We start from the raw sequence: 15,797 nt of genomic DNA on the forward strand, positions 1-15,797 counted from the left end.
TGTCCACTCCGTTGTCCACCGAGGTGCACGCGGCGGTCACCGCGCGGCTTGTTCGGCGGCGCGTTCGGCGGCCTTCTCGGCACGCCACTGCTCGTCGGTGCGGCCGCGCCGCCAGTACCCCGAGATCGACAGCATGTCGCGGCGCACACCGCGCTCCTGGAGCAGGTGGGTGCGCAGCTGGCGGACGAATCCGGCTTCGCCGTGCACGAACGCCTGCACGGTGCCGGGCGGGAACTCCAGGTCGCGGACGGCGGCGACCACGTCGTGGCCCGCCGAGCGGTGCAGCCAGCGGACCCGGGCGTCCGCCTTGGTCACCAGCGGCTGCTCCTCGGTCGGGTCGGCGACCTCGACGAAGGCGTGCACCGGGACGCCGGTCGGCATCACCTCCAGGGACGCCGCGATCGCGGGCAGCGCGCTCTCGTCCCCGACCAGCAGGTGCCAGTCGGCCTCGGTGCCGGGCGCGTACGCCCCGCCGGGACCGGTCAGCAGCAGCTCGTCGCCCGGTTCGGCGCGGGCCGCCCACGGACCGGCCAGCCCGGCGTCGCCGTGGTGCACGAAGTCCAGCGTCAGCTCGCCCGCCTGCGCGTCGAAGCACCGCACCGTGTAGCTGCGCATCGCGGGCCACTGGTCGCGGGGCAGTTCGGCGCGGATGACTCCCATGTCGAGCGGTTCCGGGTAGCGCACTCCCGGTTGCGGGAACAGCACTTTCACGTAGGCGTCGGTGAACTCGTTCGGCCGGAAGTCGGCGATCCCGTCGCCTCCCGCGACGATCCGGATCATGTGCGGCGTCAACCGCTCGGTGCGCAGGACCCGCAGCCGGACGACCGGTCGAGCCTTGTCAGCCATGCACTGCTCCTCTCCACAGACACAGCCCAGGCTAACCTAATCATCCGGTCCGCGTCACAGGTCGGTCCGGTCCAGCCCCGCGATGGGTGCACCCGCCCGGAACCCGGCTGCCTCCGAGCCGGTCGTCGACGCTCTCCATTTCGACCACTGTGGACAGTGCACGGCACGGATTCCGGAGCGCCAGAAGGCGAGTGCACCGGCAGCGCTGGCCGGTGCACCGCGACCGTCTGCTACGCGTCGAACGCGCCCGCCTTCACCGCCGCCACGAAGCCGCGGAACCGCGACGACTCGAACACCAGTAACGCGCCTTCCGGATCCTTCGAATCACGCACCGCACGCACCCGAGGAACGTTCAAGGCGACCTCGACGCACGCGCCGCTGGCCCCGCCGCTGTAACTACTCTTCCGGAACTCGTACTCCATCCGTACCTCCGCTCAGGCAACGACGCCGACGAAATCGGCGAGTTCTCGGAGATCTCTCTTGACCGACCGCCGTTCGCGTTGGAGCATCCCGCGCAGCATCGCGTGGACGCGTCCGGTGAACAGCAGCTGTTCAGGGGCGCATTCCCGGGCGTCCCGCAGGGAGTCCAGCGCCTCCCGGTAGTCGCGTCGCAGGTAGCGCGCCCACGCGACCGTGATCAGGTGGGAAACTCGCCGTTCGGCGAGTTCGGCGGGAAGGCGGTCCAGCGGCACCGAGTCCGCCAGGTCGACGGCCCGGCCCGGATCGCCCATCTCCAGCGCCAGCCACACGCGGTGGATCGCCACGTTGGTCGGTCCGAACGCCAGCCAGAAGTCATTGCGGTCCTCGCCGAGGCGTTCGGCGGTCCTGTCCACCTCGCGCAAGCAGTCCTGGGCAGTGGCGTGGTCGTTCGACGTCGCGGCGCCGACGGCGCCTTTGAGCATCAGCGACCCGTAGACGCTCAGGTGTCCGGGGGTGGCGTTGCGGTCGCGCGCCCGCAACGCGTCCGCGGCCGCGATGGGCACCTCCGTCGATTCGCTGATCCGTCCGGCGTGGCGGAGCACGACGGCCAGCCGCCACGCGCCACCGGCGATGAGCAGCGGATCGTCGGTCTGCTCGGCCGCCGCCATCGACCGCTCCGCTGCGACCCAGGGCAGTCGCGACTCCCCCAGTCTGTCGAGCATTCCGCTGGTGACTCGGTAGACCAGCGCCTCCAGGCTCCTGGCCCGCCGCAGGGCCGCGTCGTCGTCCGCCTGCCGCACCGCGTGGTAGCTGTCGGCGATCATGTCGGGCACCAGGGGCGCCATGCGGGACCACTGCTCGGTCTGGGAGCAGACGTAGGCGACCGAAATCCGCCGTCGCAGATCCTCCAGGTCGACCACGTCACGCTCGGGAACGCCGACAAGCGAGGCCATCCCGTCGTACCGCAGCATGGCCGTCTCGATCGCGGGCACCGCGTCGGGCGCGGTCCCGACCGTGCCGTTCGCGGTCTGTCGCGGCGTCGCATGGAAAGGGCCGGGGAGCAGCTTGGTGGGTTCGATCCTGAGCGCGTCCGCCACCTGGCGAATCACCGACAATCTGTCCAGATCGCGGGCGCCCCGTTCGATCTGCGACAACCATTCCTCGGAGCGCCCGAGCAAGCCTGACAGAACTGCCTGGCTGTAGCCGCGCCGACGGCGGTAATAGGCAATTCGTTCGCCTACCGTCGCGTCGTCCCCAATACGCATGTCCCCAGGATACGAACCGCCCCAAAAGAATGACCCAACAAAACGTTGGGGTGTTCCTCGCGGCCCCTCAATACCGTTCGACCTGTCCAGCGGCGATCCGGACAGGAAGAGGAGGACCATGGAACATCCTGACGACGGCCCCGCCCCCACCGCGCGGACGCGGTGCTTCCGCCTCCGGGCCGACAGGGTCCGGCGGGCGGTGCGGCTCACGCACTACCTGCGGGAGGTGGCCGAGGACGGGTCGTTGCGCTCGTGGTGCCCGACGCGGTTCGACGCGGCGGACGTCGAGTGGTGCGCGGAACCGGGCAAGGCCGCCCGCGGCGATCTGGTGGAGGCCGGACCTCCTTGCGTCATCTGCCTTTTCACCGTCGTCGCCAGGACGCCGCGCCCGGCCCGGCCGCCCACCTCCTTCCCCGCTCGGGTGCGCCAGGACACGAAGATCTCCCTGCTGCTGGTCGCCGCGCGCACGCACCTGGAGAACACCCGAACAGCCGTCGACAGCGGCGACGCCTCACCCGAGGACCTGTTGACCCTCGCGACGTTCCTCGGCTCGCTGTCCGCGCAGATCCAGACCACCACCCGGGACCTCGTCGACCAGATGCGTCGATGACGTCCACGTCGCCACGACCGAAAGGCGTTCCATGACCAGGCACGTGCATCTCTCCGTCGAGACGACGCAGGAGATCCCGCCCGTGGTCCACTCCGCAGCGACCACGTCCACGTCTGGAGCACGGATCCGCTGCTGATCGGCGGGGTTCCGGCGACGCGGTGGCACTGCGAACAAGCCGGGGACGACTCCGAGGACGTGGTCACGGTGCAGCCACCGCCGCCGGTGCGCGGTCGCCGGTTCCTCGCCCGGATCCGCGACGCGCTGCGGCGGATCTGACCGTGCTGACCAGGATTCCGCCCCGCCGCCTGACCGGGCGGCAAGCACGCTGGCGGCGTGGTCGGTCACCGGCAAAGCCACCACCCTGGCCACGCCGCTCCTGCCCCCCCCCCGACGCGACCAGGTTTCCCGCGACGAAACCGAGGAATCCGCGCTGCACGGCTGAGAATCACGTGTCCATCCACTATGGACACCAGAGGTGGCGGTGCAGTTCCGCGGCGCGAGGGCGCGGTGCTGCGCGCACCACCGGTCACACCGGCGGCTGGATGCCCGGCAGCATCCCGCTGCCGTCGCACTGCGGGCAGGTCCGCCACTCGGCCATGGTCATCCCGGTCTCCGTCTGCTCGGTGGCCTGCACCACGTAGATCCTGGGGTTGCTGAGCTTGCGCATGCCGCCGCAGGTGAAGCAGAGGGTGTTCGGTCCGTGCGCGAGGGGTCGCCCAGTCTCGTCTGTCACGGGCGCAAGTCTTACACCGGCGGCCAGAAGCGCTGGGTGTGCCCCTCCGGCTTGTCCCGGCAGTACGGGCAGCGACCCGGTGCGATGACAGTGGACACCTCGCCGGTGCTCAGCCGCATCATCATGCGCGCCCGGTTGATCAGACCCGTTCCGTCGCACGCCTGGCACGACACCTCGATGTTCGGTTCGCGTTCGGACATGATCGTCCCCCTCCCCGACGGGGTCTCCCGCGGCCGACGCCACCGCCTCCGGGGAACGATACGTGCTGCCGATGCGGCCGTCACGCCGCGCGACGGCTACCCCCGCCACAGGTAGCGGTGTTCGGGTCGGCCGGTGGTGCCGTAGCGCAGGGTCATCCGCGCCTGGCCGTCCTCGGCGAGGGCGGCCAGGTAGCGCTGGGCGGTCGCCCGGGAGATGCCCAGCTCCGCGGCGATCGAGGACGCCGAGCGGGGCCGGTCGGCGGCGCGCAGCGCGTTGGCGACCAGCGTCGCGGTGACCGAGGAGTGCCCCTTGGGCAGCGGCGGCCGGTCGCCCTCGTGCAGCAGGCGCATCGCCTGGTCGATCTCGTCCTGGGTGACCGCGCGGTCGCTCTGGCCGAGGTGGCGGTGGTAGCGGGCGTAGGCGAGCAGGCGGTCCCGCAGCTGCTCGGCCGTGAACGGTTTGACCAGGTAGTTCAACGCTCCGGCGGCCAGCGCCGCGCGGACCGAGGCGGCGTCCGAGGCGGCCGTGAGCATGATCGCGTCGGCGCGCAGCTCGGCCAGCAGCTCGGCGCCGGAGCAGTCGGGCAGGTAGTCGTCGAGCAGCACGAGTTCGACCGGGTGCTCGGCCAGCAGCGCCCGCGCCTCGGCTCCGGAGTGGGCGGTGCCGACGACCCGGTAGTCCGGGACCCGCTCGGTGAAGTCGGCGTGCACCCGCGCCACGCGGAAGTCGTCCTCGACCACCAGGACCCGGATCACGACCCGCTCACCCCGCCCCGACCCGCGAGCACCTCGGGCAGCCACGCGACGAACACCGCCCCGTGCTCGTCGCCCCCGGCGTCGGCCAGCGACACGTCGCCGCCCAGCGACCGGGCCGCCTGCCGGGCCAGCACCAGTCCCATCCCCCTGCCCTCTTCCTCCCTCGTGGACACACCATCGCCGAACACGGACTCTCCCAAGGATTCCGGGACACCGTCTCCAGTGTCCACAACGGACATGTGCAGCGCGGCACCGTCGGCGAGCAGGTCCACCTCGACGGCGGCCGGGCGGCGGGCGCCCAACCGGGCCGCCTCCAGGGCGTTGTCCACGAGGTTGCCCAGCACGGTGGTGACCTCGACCGGGGTGACCACCCGGCTCGGCACCCAGCTGGTCTCGCCGACCCGCAGGCTGACGCCCTTCTCCTGCGCGCTGGCCGTCTTCGCGGCCAGGAACGCGCGCAGGTAGGGGTCGGCGACCGCGTCGGCGTGGACGTCCAGCGGCGCGCTGGAGTGCAGGGCCTGCAAGTACTCCACGGCCTCCTGGTGGTGTCCGGTCTGCAACAGGCCGGACAGGGTGTGCAGGCGGTTGGTGAACTCGTGGCGCTGGGCGCGCAGCGCATCGGTCAGCTTGCGCACCGAGTCCAGCTCCCGGGTCAGCGTCTCCAGGTCCGTGCGGTCGCGCAGGCTCAGCACGCTGCCGAGGTTGCGGCCGTTGCGGGTGACCGGTCGGTGGTTGGCCACCAGCACCCGCTCCCCCGCCACCGCGAGGAGGTTCCCGGCCGGTCGCCGGTCGGCGAGCAGGGCGCGCAACCGGGCGGGCAGCCGCAGGTCGGCCACCGGAGTGCCCGGCCGGACGCTGGTGCCCAGCAACCGCCCGGCCTCGGTGTTGCACACCGAGACGCGCTTGTCCGCGTCCACCGCGAGCACGCCCTCCCCCACGGCGTGCAGCACCGCTTCGTGCTCCTGGACCAGCTCGGTCAGCTCGTGCGGTTCGAGTCCCAGCGTGCGGCGTTTGAGCAGGCGGGTGAGCAGCATCGACCCGACCACGCCCAGCAGCAGCGCCCCGCCGGTGAAGACCGCGGCGTTGCCGAGCATGCGCAGCCGGGCCGCGTCGATCTCGCCCGCGTCGAACCCGACGCTGACCTCGCCGACGATCCGCCCGGCGCGGTCGCGCAGCGGCACCTTGCCGCGCGCGGACATCCCCAGCGACCCGCGTTGCAGGTTGACCACCTCCCGCCCGGCCAGCGCCGCCCACGGGTCGGTGCTGACCGGTTTGCCGATCGCGGCCGGGTTCGGGTGCGCCAGCCGGATGCCGCGCTCGTCGGTGACGACGACGAACAGCGCACCGGTCGCCAGCCGCGCCCGTTCGGCGCGTCCCCGCACGTCCGGGTCGTCGCGGGCGACGGCGTCGCCGAGGTCCGGATCGGAGGCCACCGCCCGCGCGACGCCGAGCGCGCGCTGGCCGTACTGCGCGACCAGGTCGCTTTCCAGCAGCGAGGCGGCGAGCACGAACCCGATGCCGGCCACCACCGCGATCAGCGCGATCTGCAGTGCGAGGACCTGCCGGACCAGCGGCACCGGGCGAGAGGACATGCGCGGAACCGTACCCCGCGAGCAGAACGCGCAGAACCACGAGAAAAACGCGAAAGGAGAACAACGCGGACAAACCTTCGCCCGCGGTCGTCGATCACTTAGCGTCTGCCGCCAACGAAACACCCCGTTCACACAGCATGTGACCTTGAGGAGGCCGGGGATGGACGATCCGGTGATCGAGCTGCGCGGCGCCACCAAGCGCTTCCGCGGCGCGACCGGTGGCGTGCACACCGCGGTGCGCGACCTGACCCTGTCGGTCGGCCGGGGCGAGTTCGTCGCCGTGGTGGGTCCGACCGGGTGCGGCAAGTCGACGACGCTGTCGCTGGTGTCCGGGCTGGAACCGCCGTCGGAGGGCGAGGTGCTGGTCACCGGGCGGCCGGTGCGCGGCATCCCGGACGGCATCGGCTACATGTTCCAGAACGACGCCGTGCTGCCGTGGCGGTCGGTGCTGGACAACGTCGCCGCCGGCCCGCGCTACCGGGGCTCCTCCCGCGCCGCCGCGCGGGAGAAGGCCCGGGGCTGGGTGGGGCGCGTCGGCCTGGCCGGGTTCGAGAAGTACTACCCGCACCAGCTCTCCGGCGGCATGCGCAAACGCGTCGCGCTCGCCCAGACGCTGGTCAACGAACCGTCGATCCTGTTGATGGACGAACCGTTCAGCGCGCTGGACGTGCAGACCCGCGCGCTCATGCAGGACGAACTGCTGCGGTTGTGGTCGGGCACCGGCGCGGCGGTGGTGTTCGTGACGCACGACCTGGAGGAGGCGGTCGCGCTGGCCGACCGGGTGGTCGTGATGACCGCGTCGCCCGCCACCGTCAAGGCGTCCTTCGACATCCCGCTGCCCCGCCCCCGCGACGTGGAGGAACTCCGGCTGACGCCCGAGTTCCTGGACCGCTACCGCGAGGTGTGGGACTCGCTGCGCGAGGAAGTGGCCAAGAGCCGGGAGAGGAGTGCCCAGCGTGTCGCCTGAACGCACCGGGAACACCGCGCTCGCCGAACTCACCGCGAGCGCCGAGACCCCGACCCCCGACCCCAAGGCGGCGTTGCGGCGCCGCCGGGCCACCGTCTGGGCGGTCCGCGTGCTGCTCGTCGTGCTGTGGCTGGGCTCGTGGGAGCTCACCGTCACCTACTGGATCGACCCGTTCTTCTACTCCAAGCCGTCGCTGGTGTTCGCCAAGCTCGTCGAGTGGTTCACCGCGGGCACCAGCCAGGGCAGCATCTGGGAGAACATCCTGGTGACGCTCCAGGAGTCGGTGAGCGGTTTCGCGCTCGGCGCGCTCGCTGGGATCGTGCTGGGCATCCTGCTCGGGCGCAGCCACCTGCTCGCCGACATCTGCGCGCCGTTCATCAAGGCCGCCAACGCGGTTCCGCGCATCGTGCTGGCGGCGCTGTTCGTCATCTGGTTCGGGCTGGGGATGTCGTCGAAGATCGCCACCGCGTTCGTGCTGGTGTTCTTCGCGGTGTTCTTCAACGCCTTCCAGGGCGCGCGCGAGGTCGACCGCAACCTGGTGAACAACGCCCGCATCCTCGGGGCGAGCCGCGCGCAGGTGCTGACGACGATCGTGGTGCCCAGCGCGACGTCGTGGATCCTCGCTTCGCTGCACTCGGCGTTCGGTTTCGCCCTGATCGGTGCGGTGGTCGGTGAGTTCACCGGCGCCGACCGCGGTCTGGGTCTGCTGATCAACCGCGCCCAGGGCATGTTCGACGCCGCTGGGATCTACGCGGGCATGATCGTCATCACCGTGCTCGCCCTGGTCGCCGAGGCCGTTTTGACCTGGCTGGAGAACCGGCTGCTGCGCTGGCGTCCGTCCACAGTGTCCACCGATCCGCAGATCTGAGGGTCTGCCTTCGAACTCGTTGTGGGTAGCGGTGCCGGTTGCTCGCGTACTCACCGAAAGAGGAAGCGGCTGGCGCCGCTTACCACGCCCCGTCGGAACCAACTCCAAAGACAAGCACTGAGCGAAGGAGCGTCACGATGCGTTTCCGGGCCACGGCGGCACTCGTGCTCGCCACCGTCACCGCGCTGACCGCCACCGCCTGCCGCGATTCGCGCACCGCCGACGGCGGTCCCGTGCGGCTCATGGTCGGCGGCATCGAGAAGGTCATCTACCTGCCGGCCAAGCTCGCCGACCAGCTCGGCTACTTCCGCCAGGAAGGACTGGACGTCCAGCTGTCCACCGAACCGGCGGGCGCGACCGCGGAGAACTCCCTGATCTCCGGCGACGTGCAGGGCGTCGTCGGCTTCTACGACCACACCATCGACCTGCAGACCAAGGGCAAGTGCATCCAGAGCGTGGTGCAGATGTCCGACGTGCCCGGCGAGGCGGAGATGGTCAGCACCCGCCCCGACGCGCCCCGCAGCCCGGCCGAGTTCGCGGGCAAGCGGCTCGGCGTGACCAGCCCGGGTTCGTCCACCGACTTCCTCACCCAGGCGCTGGCCACCCGCAACGGCGTGGACACGCACGCCTACACCACGGTCAAGGCCGGTGCCGGGCAGACGTTCATCGCCGCGCTGACCAACGGCCAGATCGACGGGGGCATGACCACCGACCCGACCATCAACCAGCTCACCTCCACCGGCCAGGGCCGGATCCTCGCGGACATGCGCACCGAGGACGGCACCAAGGCGGCGCTGGGCGGGCTGTACCCGTCGACGTCGCTGTACATGGAGTGCGGCTACGTCGCCCAGCACAAGCAGACCGCGCAGAAGCTGGCCAACGCGCTGGTGAAGACGCTGCGCTACATCAACACGCACTCGGCGGAGGACATCGCCGCCAAGATGCCCCCGGACTACGCCTCCGGTGGCCGCGACCTGTACGTCAAGTCCATCAACGACACCAAGGCGATGTTCAACTCCGACGGGAAGATGAAGCCCGAGGGCGCCCGCAACGTGCTCGACGTGCTGGGCGAGTCGTCGCCGAGCGTCCGCCCGAAGAAGGACCAGATCGACCTGTCCCGCACCTACACCACGGAGTTCGTCGACCGGGTCGCCCCCTGACGACCACTGTGGACCGATCGGGGCGGGGGCGCCGGGCGTCCCCGCCCCGGTCGCGGTCAGCCCGGCGCGACGGTGCTGCGGCGGCTGGTGGGCACGGCGGTGTGGCTGGTCCCGTGCAGCGCCGCGTTGAGCGCGTCGATCGCGACCTGGCGCGCCACCCGCGTCGCGTTGCAGTCGCGGAGGCTGTCGAGCATCAGGAAGTCGTGCACCATGCCGTTCACCCGCACGCTCGTGACGTCGACCCCGGCCAGTCGCAGCTTCGCCGCGTACGCCTCGCCCTCGTCGCGCAGCACGTCGGCCTCGTCGGTGACGACGGTGGCGGGCGGCAGGCCGCGAAGCCGGTCGGTGCTCGCCCGCAGCGGTGCGGCGTGGACCTCGGACCGCTGGGCGGGATCGCTGGTGTACTGGTCCCAGAACCAGCGCATCGCGTCCCGGGTCAGGTAGTACCCCTCGGCGAACTGCTGGTACGACCCGGTGTCGAAGCCCGCGTCGGTGACCGGGTACAACATCACCTGGGCCCGCAGCGGGATGTCGCCGCGCTCGGCGGCCATCAGCGCGAACACCGCGGCCATGTTGCCGCCGACCGAGTCCCCGCACACCGCGATCCGCGCGGGGTCCAGCCCGTACTGGTACCCGTCGGAGACCACCCACCGCCCCACGGCGTGGTTCTGCTCGATCTGCGTCGGGTACTTCGCTTCGGGAGCGCGGTCGTAGACCGGGAACACGACGGCCGCGTTCGCCCCGACGGCGAGCTCCCGCACCAGCCTGTCGTGGGTGTTCTCGTCGCCGAAGACCCAGCCCGCGCCGTGGATGTAGAACACCACCGGCAGCGGCTCGCGGGAGCCGCGCGGTTTGACGATGCGGGTGCGCACCGAACCGGTCGGACCACCGCGCACCGTCACCCAGTCCTGTTCGACCTCGGGTTTCTCGACGCCGTCACCGCTCTGCAGTCCGGCGAGGACCTCCCGCCCCTGCTCCGGCGGCAGCTCGTAGATCCGCGGATGCGACATCGTCGCCTCGGCGAGCTCCCGCGCGGCCTTCTCCAGCACCGGTTCCGGTGGGTTCGGAAACTGCCCCATGACGCCCCCTTCCTGTGCCGCCATCCCGCCAGGCTGCGCCCCGCCACCGATGAACACAATCCGCTGCACCGCGCGGGATCGCGCCGTGATCCGCGTCGCTGCCGCACCCCGGCGCGGCCCGCTGACCTGGACGGTCACACGGGTGTTCCGCTGTCACATCGGAGTTCCTCCTTCCCGGGAGTCGCGATCTGCCCCAGACTGACCGCGATCCGCTTGCCGAGGAAGGAAGAACGTGACCCGATCGTCCACAGTGGCGCGTCTTGCGCCGCTGGCCTCCGCGCAGTTCATGACGGCCGTCGACTTCGACATCGTCTTCGTCGCGCTGCCCGAGATCGGCCGTCGGCTGGGCTTCTCCACGCACGCCCTGCAGTCGGTCGTCAGCGCCTACACCGTGGTCTTCGGCGGTTTCCTGCTGCTCGGCGGCCGGGCCGCCGACCGGTTGGGGGCGCGGCGGACGTTCGCCCTGGGGCTGGCGCTGTTCGGCGCCGCCTCGCTGGCCGCGGGACTGGCGACCGGCCCAGCCTGGCTCGTCGTCGCCCGCGCCGTGCAGGGGTTCGGTGCCGCGCTGCTCACCCCGTCGACGCTCAAGCTCGTCACGACCGGTTTCCCGGCGGGCCCGCCCCGCGACCGCGCGATGGCCGTCTGGGGCGCCGCAGGCGCGTCCGGCGCCGCCGCGGGCGCGCTGGGCGGTGGTGTGCTGACCGGTCTGCTCGGCTGGGAGGCGGTGTTCTTCGTCAACGTCCCGCTGGTCGCGGCGGCCCTGCTCGCGACGCCGGTGCTGCCGCGCGACGAGGCGGTGCGCGCAGGCCGCTTCGACCTGCCGGGGGCGCTGCTGGCCACCGCCGGGGCGACCCTCGTGGTGTTCGGCCTGGTCACCGGACCGGACGCGGGGTGGCTGGCGCTCCGCGGCGCCGGGGCGGTGCTGGCCGGTGCGCTGGTGCTGGGCGGCTGGCTGCTCGTCGAGTCGCGCAGCCGGGACCCGCTGGTGCCGGCGTCGCTGTTCGCCAACCGCCACGTGCTCGCCGCGATCGTCGTCGTCTTCGTGTTCATGGGAGCGGTGGGCACCGAGTACTACCTGTTCACCACGTACCTGCAGGACGTGCTCGGTTACTCGCCGCTGCGGGCCGGTGTCGCATTCCTGCCGCTGGGCGTGTGCAGCGCGGTGGCCTCCGCCAGAGCGGTGCCCCCGGTGCTGCACCGGTTCGGCGTGCGGACCGCGCTGGTGGCCGGCATGACCGGCGTCGCGGCCTCGATGGCCGCGCTGGCGCTGGGCATGCCGTCGGGGAACTACTGGGCGGTGCTGCCGGGCGTGCTGCTGTGGGGCGCGTCCGCCGGTCTGGCGTTCCCGCCGGTCTTCGTGGCGGTGACCACCGGAGTGCCCGCCGAACGGCACGGGGTCGCCTCCGCCCTGGCCTCCACCGCGCAGTACCTCGGCTCCGCGGTGGGGCTGGCGGCGCTGGTGGCCGTCTCAGGCGCGCCCGCCCCGGGGTTGTGGGCCGCAGCGCTGGTCACCGTCGTCGGGGCCGTGCTCGGCGCCGTCCTGCTGCGCGGTCGCTGACCGGTCGTGCTCGCGGCGCGCCCGCTCGATCGCGTCCTGGTGGCGCCGCGCCCAGTCGGTCAGCGCGGCGAGCGCGGTGTGCAGTTCCCGGCCGACCGCGGTGAGCGAGTACTCGACCTTCGGCGGCACGGTCGGGTGCACGGTGCGCTCCAGCAGGCCGTCCCGCTCCAGGTTGCGCAGCGTGAGCGTGAGCATGCGGCGGCTGATCCCCGCGAGTTCGCGCTCCAGTTCGGTGAACCGGACCGGACCCGCCGACGCGGCGAGCAGCACCCCGATGCTCCACTTCCCGCTGACGCGCTCGATGATCCCGCTCAACGCGCACGCGTCCGCACCCAGCCGCTCGACCATCGGTCACCTCCGGAGAACACCCTAGCGGCGCGGAAAACCGGAGGCGGCGGCCGCGGGGGAGTTGCTAACGTCACGGGGATCACCGGAGGTGGGTTGATGCTTGCCGTTGGCGGCACGTGGACCAGAGCCGACATCCAGGCCCTGCGCTGAGCGAGGCGAGCGGCGGGGCCCTGCACCGAAAGGTCTCCGCAGTGACCGAAACCTGGAAAACCCGGCCGGAAACCCCCTCCGACGTCACCGCGATCCGCGAGGTCACCCTCGCGGCCTTCCCGACGTCCGAGGAGGCCGACCTGGTCGACGCCCTGCGCGCCGACCGCGACGCCTGGATCGACGGCCTCTCCCTGGTGGGCACGACCGGTGACGGCGTCGTCGTCGCCCACGCCCTGCTCACCCGCTGCCGGGTCGGCGACGGACCGGCGCTGGCCCTCGGGCCCTGCTCGGTCCGGCCCGCCCAGCAGCGGCGGGGAGCCGGTTCGGCGACGATCCGCGCCGCGCTCGACGCCGCCCGGGAGCGGTGGGAGAACCTCGTGGTCGTCCTCGGCCACGCCGAGTACTACCCGAGGTTCGGCTTCACCCCGGCCTCCCGGCGGGGAATCCGCGCGGCGTTCGAGGCCCCGGACGAGGCCCTGATGGCCCTCGCCCTGGACCCGGGCCGCCCGGTCCCCTCGGGCGTCATCCGGTACCCGCCGGCCTTCGGCGTCTGATCACCGCGGACGGCTGCCCCGCACGGGCAGCCGTCCGTCCACTCAGGACTCACGGGGGGCGCGGTGCGCCACCCGACCTCCGCTGTCCACATCGGACGCTCGCAGGTCGTTCCGGCGCCGGGCGCTGTGCGCGTAGTAGGCGATGCCGCCGACGGCCAGACCGACGACCCAGGACAGGTCCGCGCCGCCGAACAGCTCCGCGAGCGGGCCCTCGTAGACGCTGCTGTTGATGAACGGCACCTCCGCGGCCATGGAGACCAGGAAGATCACCACGGCACCCCGGTTCCACCGGCCGTACGGCCCGTCCTCGCGGAAGAACGCCTCGATGTCGTAGTCGCCGTGCCGGACCAGGTAGTAGTCGGTGAGGTTGATCGCGGTCCAGGGCACCAGCAGGTACAGCAGGATGAGCAGCACGTTCTGGAACAGCTCCATGGTGTGCGAGCTCACCAGCACCGCGAGCACCGCGGTGACCGCGAGGAAGCAGGTGACGAACACGGCGCGGGCCCGCGGGCCGGGCGAGCTCCCGCCGCTCGCGGAGACCGCGCTGAGCGCGGTCAGGAACGCGCCGTAGGGGCTGGCGGCGGCGCCGGGAAGTCCGCCCACCAGCAGCGCCGCGACGATCAGCCAGGACACCGCGGGGAACCGGCCCGCCAGGAAACCGATGGCGTCATCGCCGAGCGCGGAACCGCCGACCACGGCGGCGAACGCGCCGATGACCATGACCCACGACCCGCCCACCGCGGCGCCCAGGTAGGTCCACAGGAACGTGGTCCGGGGCGGGGTGTCCTCGGGCAGGTAGCGGGAGTAGTCCGAGACGTACGGGGCCCAGGTGATCTGCCAGGACGCGAAGATCGAGATGGCCAGCAGCACGGTTCCGGCGCTGACGTGCGCGGCCGCGTGCTGCGCGGGCAGGTGCGCGCCGAGTTCCACGAACAGCGCCAGGAAGAGCAGTCCGGACACCAGGGCGACGTACTTGCTCACCGCGTGGATCAGCTGGTAACCGACCACGGCGACCACCAGGCTCGCCAGGTTGGACAGCACCACGCCCACCGGGTACGGCACGGCCAGCCAGTTCTCCAGGGCGTGCCCGGTGACGACGCTGCCCTCCAAGGAGAACCCGAAGTACATCACGACCACCACGGCGGCGGGCAGCGCCGCGCCCCGGAAACCGAACTGGGCCCGGCTCTGGATCATCTGCGGGATGCCCAGTCGCGGCCCCTGCACCGAGTGGTAGGCCATGAACGACCCGCCGAGCAGGTTGCCGACCAGGATCGCGAACACCGCCCACGGCAGGTCGAGCCCGAGGGTGACCGCCAGCGCCCCGTTGACCAGCCCGGTGATCTGGACGTTGCTGGCGAACCAGAAGGTGAACAGGTGCCACGGCTTTCCGTGGCGCTCCTCCGGCGGCACGTAGTCCACGGACCGCCGTTCCACGACGTCGTCGCTCATCGTCCCTCCCCGGCACCGTCGTGACCACTGTGGACGGAAGCGAGGCGGCGCCACGCGAGTTCGGCGTACATCGCGGCGCCGTCGGCGAGCACCGCGTCGTCGAAGACGACGTGCGGCGAGTGGTTGCCCGGCGCCTCGCGGTGGTCGCGGTCCGGCGGGCACGCGCCGAGTTGCAGGATGGTGCCCGGGACCTCCCGCAGCACCCGGGAGAAGTCCTCCGAGGCGGTCAGCGGGCGCGCCATCTCCTGGTAGCGGTCGTCGCCGAACACCTCGCGCGCCACGTCGGCGGCGAAGCGCGACTCGTCCGGGCACGCCACGGCCGCGGGGTAGCCGAACAGGTAGCGCGCGTCGGCGGTGGCGCCGTGCGCGGCCGCGACGTCCTCGCAGAACCGCACCAGCGCCCTGGACAGGTGCTCGCCGACCGCGGGGTCCATGGTGCGCACCCCGACCTCGAAGCTCGCCGTCTCCGGCACGATGTTCGACGCGGTCCCGGCGCGCAGCGTCCCGACGTTGACCACGACCGGCTCGGTCGGGTCCACCAGGCGCGCCACGTGACCGGGCAGTTCCTGCACCATCGCGCACACCGCCGGGACGGGGTTGACGGCCCGGTGCGGCTCCGAACCGTGTCCGCCGGCGCCGCGCACCGCGACCGCGAGCCGGTCGGCCGCCGCCATCAGCGGCCCGGGCCGGGTGGCGAACCGGCCGTGCGGCCAGTGCGCCGAGCTGACGTGCAGCGCGTAAGCGGCCACCGGGCGATCCCCGGCGGCGTCCAGCACGCCCTCGTCGAGCATGTGCCGCGCACCGTCGTGGCCCTCCTCGCCCGGCTGGAACATGAGCACCACGCGCCCGGCGAGCCGGTCCGCGCGCCGCGCCAGCAGGTGGGCCGCGCCGACGAGCATCGCGGTGTGCATGTCGTGGCCGCAGGCGTGCATCCGCCCGTCGAACCGCGACCGGTAGGGCACGTCCGCCTGCTCGGTGAGCGGCAGCGCGTCCATGTCGGCCCGCAGCAGCACGACGGGCCCGGGGCGGGAGCCGTGCAGCACCGCGGTCACCGACGACAGGGCCCGGCCCTCGGTGACGGTCAACGGCAACCCGTCCAGGGCGGCGAGCACCTTGTCGCGCGTGCGCGGCACGTGCAGGCCGACCTCGGGTTCGCGGTGCACGTTCCGGCGCAGCTCGGCGAGCCAGCTCGCCATCGGCTCGGCGTCCTCCCGCAGATCCATCCGCATCCTCCGGAGTCGT

General features: G+C 72.1%; 17 protein-coding genes. 6 read left to right on the forward strand and 11 right to left on the reverse strand.

All coding sequences use genetic code 11. The features are described 5' to 3' along the window. Positions 1 to 36 precede the first annotated feature (36 nt). The 3 genes from NV263_RS21090 to NV263_RS21100 form a co-directional block, all read right to left on the reverse strand. Positions 37 to 846, reverse strand: coding sequence for a siderophore-interacting protein (locus tag NV263_RS21090; protein WP_263248278.1), 810 nt, complete (start codon positions 844 to 846; stop codon positions 37 to 39). 230 nt (positions 847 to 1,076) lie between these two features. Next, positions 1,077 to 1,268, reverse strand: coding sequence for a DUF397 domain-containing protein (locus NV263_RS21095; protein ID WP_263248280.1), 192 nt, complete (start codon positions 1,266 to 1,268; stop codon positions 1,077 to 1,079). Between the two features lie 12 nt (positions 1,269 to 1,280). Next, positions 1,281 to 2,651 carry a helix-turn-helix domain-containing protein gene (locus tag NV263_RS21100; RefSeq protein ID WP_263248283.1) on the reverse strand — a complete coding sequence of 457 codons (1,371 nt, stop codon included), beginning with the start codon at positions 2,649 to 2,651 and terminating at the stop codon, positions 1,281 to 1,283. Here NV263_RS21100 and NV263_RS21105 point away from each other — a divergent pair. After that, entirely contained in the window at positions 2,650 to 3,141 is a 492-nt protein-coding gene (locus tag NV263_RS21105; RefSeq protein WP_263248285.1) for a hypothetical protein, read from the forward strand. The two genes, NV263_RS21100 and NV263_RS21105, sit on opposite strands and share 2 nt — an antisense overlap. A 526-nt stretch (positions 3,142 to 3,667) precedes the next feature. On the opposite strand, the gene NV263_RS21110 is transcribed toward NV263_RS21105, so the two are convergent. From NV263_RS21110 to NV263_RS21125, 4 genes are all read right to left on the reverse strand, one after another. Next, positions 3,668 to 3,874, reverse strand: coding sequence for a hypothetical protein (locus NV263_RS21110; protein WP_263248287.1), 207 nt, complete (start codon positions 3,872 to 3,874; stop codon positions 3,668 to 3,670). An 11-nt stretch (positions 3,875 to 3,885) separates the two neighbouring features. Next, a complete protein-coding gene (locus NV263_RS21115) occupies positions 3,886 to 4,074 on the reverse strand; it encodes a hypothetical protein (RefSeq protein WP_263248288.1) in 189 nt (62 codons plus the stop codon). Positions 4,075 to 4,170: 96 nt separating this feature from the next. After that, positions 4,171 to 4,830, reverse strand: a complete 660-nt coding sequence (locus NV263_RS21120; RefSeq protein ID WP_263248290.1) for a response regulator — start codon at positions 4,828 to 4,830, stop codon at positions 4,171 to 4,173. Then, a complete protein-coding gene (locus tag NV263_RS21125; RefSeq protein WP_263248292.1) occupies positions 4,827 to 6,422 on the reverse strand; it encodes a sensor histidine kinase in 1,596 nt (531 codons plus the stop codon). Before NV263_RS21125 ends, NV263_RS21120 begins: the two co-directional genes overlap by 4 nt. A 160-nt stretch (positions 6,423 to 6,582) precedes the next feature. Between NV263_RS21125 and NV263_RS21130 the strand changes: the two genes are divergently transcribed. The 3 genes from NV263_RS21130 to NV263_RS21140 all read left to right on the forward strand — a co-directional run bounded on the left by NV263_RS21130 (position 6,583) and on the right by NV263_RS21140 (position 9,417). After that, positions 6,583 to 7,389 (forward strand): ABC transporter ATP-binding protein, encoded by an 807-nt coding sequence (locus NV263_RS21130; protein WP_263248293.1) that lies wholly within the window; start codon positions 6,583 to 6,585, stop codon positions 7,387 to 7,389. Further along, positions 7,379 to 8,257, forward strand: a complete 879-nt coding sequence (locus NV263_RS21135; protein ID WP_380758929.1) for an ABC transporter permease — start codon at positions 7,379 to 7,381, stop codon at positions 8,255 to 8,257. Before NV263_RS21130 ends, NV263_RS21135 begins: the two co-directional genes overlap by 11 nt. A 137-nt stretch (positions 8,258 to 8,394) precedes the next feature. After that, positions 8,395 to 9,417 carry an ABC transporter substrate-binding protein gene (locus tag NV263_RS21140; RefSeq protein ID WP_263248294.1) on the forward strand — a complete coding sequence of 341 codons (1,023 nt, stop codon included), beginning with the start codon at positions 8,395 to 8,397 and terminating at the stop codon, positions 9,415 to 9,417. 56 nt (positions 9,418 to 9,473) lie between these two features. Here NV263_RS21140 and NV263_RS21145 read toward each other — a convergent pair whose 3' ends face one another. Continuing rightward, positions 9,474 to 10,496 carry an alpha/beta hydrolase gene (locus NV263_RS21145; protein WP_263248296.1) on the reverse strand — a complete coding sequence of 341 codons (1,023 nt, stop codon included), beginning with the start codon at positions 10,494 to 10,496 and terminating at the stop codon, positions 9,474 to 9,476. A gap of 232 nt (positions 10,497 to 10,728) precedes the next feature. On the opposite strand from NV263_RS21145, the gene NV263_RS21150 reads away from it, so the two are divergent. Then, positions 10,729 to 12,054, forward strand: coding sequence for an MFS transporter (locus NV263_RS21150; RefSeq protein WP_263248297.1), 1,326 nt, complete (start codon positions 10,729 to 10,731; stop codon positions 12,052 to 12,054). Here the strand turns inward: NV263_RS21150 and NV263_RS21155 are convergent. Further along, positions 11,965 to 12,402: a winged helix-turn-helix transcriptional regulator gene (locus tag NV263_RS21155; protein WP_263248298.1), complete on the reverse strand. Its 438-nt coding sequence runs from the start codon at positions 12,400 to 12,402 to the stop codon at positions 11,965 to 11,967. The genes NV263_RS21150 and NV263_RS21155 overlap by 90 nt on opposite strands. Before the next feature lie 191 nt (positions 12,403 to 12,593). Between NV263_RS21155 and NV263_RS21160 the strand changes: the two genes are divergently transcribed. Next, a complete protein-coding gene (locus NV263_RS21160) occupies positions 12,594 to 13,106 on the forward strand; it encodes a GNAT family N-acetyltransferase (protein WP_263248299.1) in 513 nt (170 codons plus the stop codon). A 42-nt stretch (positions 13,107 to 13,148) separates the two neighbouring features. Here the strand turns inward: NV263_RS21160 and NV263_RS21165 are convergent, their stop codons facing one another. Beyond that, positions 13,149 to 14,555: a purine-cytosine permease family protein gene (locus NV263_RS21165; protein WP_263248300.1), complete on the reverse strand. Its 1,407-nt coding sequence runs from the start codon at positions 14,553 to 14,555 to the stop codon at positions 13,149 to 13,151. Beyond that, positions 14,552 to 15,778, reverse strand: coding sequence for a M20 metallopeptidase family protein (locus NV263_RS21170; RefSeq protein ID WP_263248301.1), 1,227 nt, complete (start codon positions 15,776 to 15,778; stop codon positions 14,552 to 14,554). The genes NV263_RS21165 and NV263_RS21170 overlap by 4 nt, the downstream gene beginning before the upstream one ends. Between the last annotated feature and the right edge of the window lie 19 nt (positions 15,779 to 15,797).

Source organism: Saccharopolyspora rosea (assembly GCF_025643595.1).
GTDB lineage: Bacteria > Actinomycetota > Actinomycetes > Mycobacteriales > Pseudonocardiaceae > Saccharopolyspora > Saccharopolyspora rosea.